At 44.7% G+C, this 3,684-nt stretch carries 3 protein-coding genes and 1 pseudogene; 2 read left to right on the top strand and 2 right to left on the bottom strand.

Annotated elements, in window-relative coordinates:
• Window positions 1-253, bottom strand: a 253-nt coding sequence (locus F6K49_RS37115) for a response regulator (protein ID WP_293105031.1), incomplete at its 3' end; no start/stop codon positions are given.
• 291 nt (window positions 254-544) lie between these two features.
• The gene (locus F6K49_RS37110; protein WP_293063290.1) at window positions 545-1,036 is read right to left on the bottom strand and encodes a ferredoxin; all 492 of its coding nucleotides are present in this window, start codon (window positions 1,034-1,036) and stop codon (window positions 545-547) included.
• 644 nt (window positions 1,037-1,680) lie between these two features.
• On the opposite strand from F6K49_RS37110, the gene F6K49_RS37105 reads away from it, so the two are divergent.
• Window positions 1,681-3,189, top strand: coding sequence for a reverse transcriptase domain-containing protein (locus F6K49_RS37105; RefSeq protein WP_293105028.1), 1,509 nt, complete (start codon window positions 1,681-1,683; stop codon window positions 3,187-3,189).
• Window positions 3,190-3,575: 386 nt separating this feature from the next.
• Window positions 3,576-3,684 (top strand): annotated as a pseudogene (locus F6K49_RS37100) (co-chaperone GroES); the annotation flags it as partial.

Here is a 3,684-nt window from a genome sequence, read left to right as displayed (position 1 = left end):
GAATCCAGCTGGTGCGAGAATCATCTCTGACCTTTTCTACCAGGGTATAGCCGTCCATCTCTGGCATCATTACGTCACAGATAATCATATCAGGAATATCCTGCTCTAAAATGTCCAGAGCTTCTTTTCCATGTTCAGCAGTAATCACTTGGTATCCCCGAAACTCGAGGTAGTCCTTGACTAGTAATATCAGGTTGGGGTCATCATCAATCAGCAGCAGTTTTTTTTGCTCTCTTACAGCATTGTCCTTCATAACTGTAACGTTTGTTATAATTTGCTTGCTTAATTTTCGTAAATAGTGGTAGTACCTCTTGCCTTTTCTAATGCTTGGAAGTTACCAAGCTGCTATAACTCTCCAACCAATAATCCTACCTCACCATAATTAGGGTTGGTAGGGTTCATACGGAACTTAAACTTTGCCCCCGGAACCCTAGACTGGCCAAGTCAGTAGATTTTAGAACCCGTTGTGTCGCAAAGGTGGGGTTCATGACCACGCTAGATGTTAACCTGGTTGGGGTTGCGGACGATCTGCTTCCATTGCCTGTTAGTCTGAAACAGATGTTGGAATAGTTTCTGGCAAAGGATGAACTAAAAAAGCATAGTCCTCTAAAACTTGGTTGCCAATAATATGCTCTTGAATAATCCGTTCAATCACCTCAGGAGTAGCACTGTGATACCAAACACCGTCTGGGTAAACTACCATCACAGGACCAGAGGTACAGACTCGCAGACAATTAGCCTTGGTGCGAAAAATGCAACTTGCTTGAACATCCTTGGGCTGGTCTAGTTTTAGTTCTTTAAGGCGTTTTTTGAGATATTCCCAGGATTCAAGGCTAATTTCTTTTGAGCAGCATTTGGGTTTAGTTTGATCAGCACACAGGAAAATGTGACGCTGAATTTGATTAAGTCCTAAGCTCTTTATGTTAGCAGCTAGGGGACTTTGCTCTGATACTTCGAAAGTCGAAGTGTCAGAAATTTCCGAATTATCAGAATTAGATGCTTGGGTAGCTGAGGGCTCAGTTTTGTCTGCTGGCATGAGTTTTAGGGCTTTTGTGTGAGGATGAGTGGAAAGGGCGAGAGTAAGAATATATTTGTTAGTGCGGCTTGTTCTAAGTAGGAGCCTCCTGAAACAGGAGGGGTATGACTTAGGTAACTCGCGGGGAAAACCCCAAAAGTTATAACTGTCCATCTGGATGGCGGTGCAAACCCGACCCCCTGGAGAGACAGGTGACTCCCTACCTTGGCCACACCGAGCAGGCGACATCCTAGCAGAGTGAAGCTGGCACCAGGACGCAATCAGACAAGTTTCAGATGCTTGACACTGGCGTTAACGGGGAGGTGACATGGGTAACAGTAGCGAAAGTCCTGAAAAAGTGTCTTATGGGTAAGCCGCAATCTGATAGAACCACAGCGAGACTTGATTCCCGACTATCCTCACAACGTTTTTAACAGAACAGTTGTAATCTCCGAGGAGGGAATAGGCAAAATGGACTGCCCTAAATCACCAAAACAATCTGATGGACGGAACAAGTAAAAACGGCAGCAATAATGAGTCTGTAGACCGGTCGAATCTACGGTAAGTTATGTCGAACCTAATCCTCACTGCCGGGTAGGATGCAGCCTAATAACTGGCTGCGGGTATTCAGAATATACGAACTCTAGGAGAGAAAGATTAGACGCATGGTAAAACATAGCGAATCATGGAAAGGTCAAAACTGGAAACAGCACAAAAAGAACCTATTCCGCCTACAAAAGCGAGTATATAAAGCGGTTCGAGCAGGTGACTTGAAGAAGGCCAGGTCACTACAAAAACTGATTATGAAATCCCGCTCAGCCCAGCTTTTGGCAGTCCAACAAGTGACCCAGCTAAATAGTGGCAAAAAGACGGCTGGAGTTGATGGAAAGTCAAGCCTCAACTTCAGAGAACGCATGGCACTGGTAGAAACATTGAACGACCATGCTTTTGACTGGAAGCACAGCCGACTTCGCGAAGTCCCAATCCCTAAAAAGAATGGGAAAACCCGAATGTTGAAGATACCAACCATTGCAGACCGAGCATGGCAATGTCTAGTCAAGCTAGCTCTAGAACCAGCCCATGAGGCAACATTCAGTGGAGATAGTTATGGATTCAGAACGAGTAGGTGCGCCCAAGATGTCCAAAAACGTCTATTCAATCACCTGCAATCCAACCACAATGGAATAACCAAAAGAATCATAGAACTAGACATCAAGAAATGCTTCGACCGTATCAGCCATACCTCCATAATGGAAAGGGTAATAGCCCCGGTTAAGGTGAAGAACGGAATATTCAGATGCCTAAAAGCAGGAGTATCCGTAGAGTTCCCTGACCAAGGTACCCCCCAAGGTGGTGTGGTTAGTCCCTTGTTAGCAAATGTGGCACTAAATGGAATAGAGGATATCCATACAAGCCTGCGATACGCAGATGATATGGTGTTTATCCTAAAACCAAAAGATGACGCTGAGAAAATCCTCCAGAAAGTTAAGGACTTCCTAGCCAAAAGAGGAATGGAAATCAGTGAAGAAAAGACCAAGCTAACTAAAACGACAGACGGATTTGACTTCCTGGGGTGGAGATTCCGCGTCAGAAAAGATGGTAAGTTCTTGTGTACTCCCTCAGAGGAAAATCACAGAAATATCCGTAAGAAGATTAAAGCCGTAGTCAACTGCTCGAATTATGGTGCTGAAGTAAAAGCAAAGAAACTAGCCCCTATCGTTCGCGGATGGCGTAACTACCACAGCAGTTGCGATATGAGCAGCGCTCGGGATAAATTATGGTTCATGAATCACACTGCCCACCGAAAATTCCGAAAGGAAAAGAAAATAAGTCGGTACAGAGCTGATGAACTATGTCGAAAGGCATTCCCAAAGGTAGGTTATAAACAAAACCAACACGTGAACGTAAGGGAGACTAAGTCACCCTATGACGGTGACCTAGTCTATTGGAGTAAGAGGAACTCTCGCCTTTACTCCGGTGCTACAGCTGATGTATTGAAAAAGCAAAACCATTCCTGTGGACACTGTGGGTTGAAGTTCTTAGAAGGCGAAGATGTACACCTCCATCACATTGATGGAAACCACGACAATTGGTCAAAAAAGAACTTATTAGCAGTTCATCGCAGCTGCCATCAACAGATACATTGGAGCACTCCGAAAGGAGAGGATATCTAGGAGCCGGATGAGGTGAAAGTCTCACGTCCGGTTCTGAAGGAGAGGTGCCGGGGACAATACCCCGCATCGACTCTAACTATCTATTTGCTTGTTTTAGTTATCAGTGATCAGCAGTCCATTGGTTGCAGTTATGTTTTTTTCAGCAATTCCTGGGACTAAGGTCAAGCCTTCAATGAAACAGGTACAAGCTACAGCATACTCATAGGCATACACAGAGAATAACTCAAAGCTATATCATCCGTGCATTCGCCATCTGTTAACCTACTATGAGTTCGGTAACCCGTACAGAGGTATTTATTGCCATCTCCTGCTGATTTTGAGTAAATTAGCACTCAGGAGCTGAGAGTGCTAAATCGGCTCAGATGAAGTAGAGAGGAAAAACTGATATGGCAGCTGTAACTCTGAGTGTTTCCACCGTTAAGCCCTTAGGGGATCGAGTTTTTGTTAAGGTAAGCGCCGCTGAAGAAAAAACTGCTGGCGGTATCCTACTACCGG

Source organism: Moorena sp. SIO3I6 (genome assembly GCF_010672095.1).
Note: the sequence above shows the minus strand (reverse complement) of the source record. Positions and strands in the feature narration are given on the sequence as shown.

Coding starts and splice junctions, on each gene's coding strand:
- F6K49_RS37110 (WP_293063290.1), bottom strand. CDS start 1,036: ATGCCAGCAGACAAAACTGAGCCCTCAGCTACCCAAGCATCTAATTCT.
- F6K49_RS37105 (WP_293105028.1), top strand. CDS start 1,681: ATGGTAAAACATAGCGAATCATGGAAAGGTCAAAACTGGAAACAGCAC.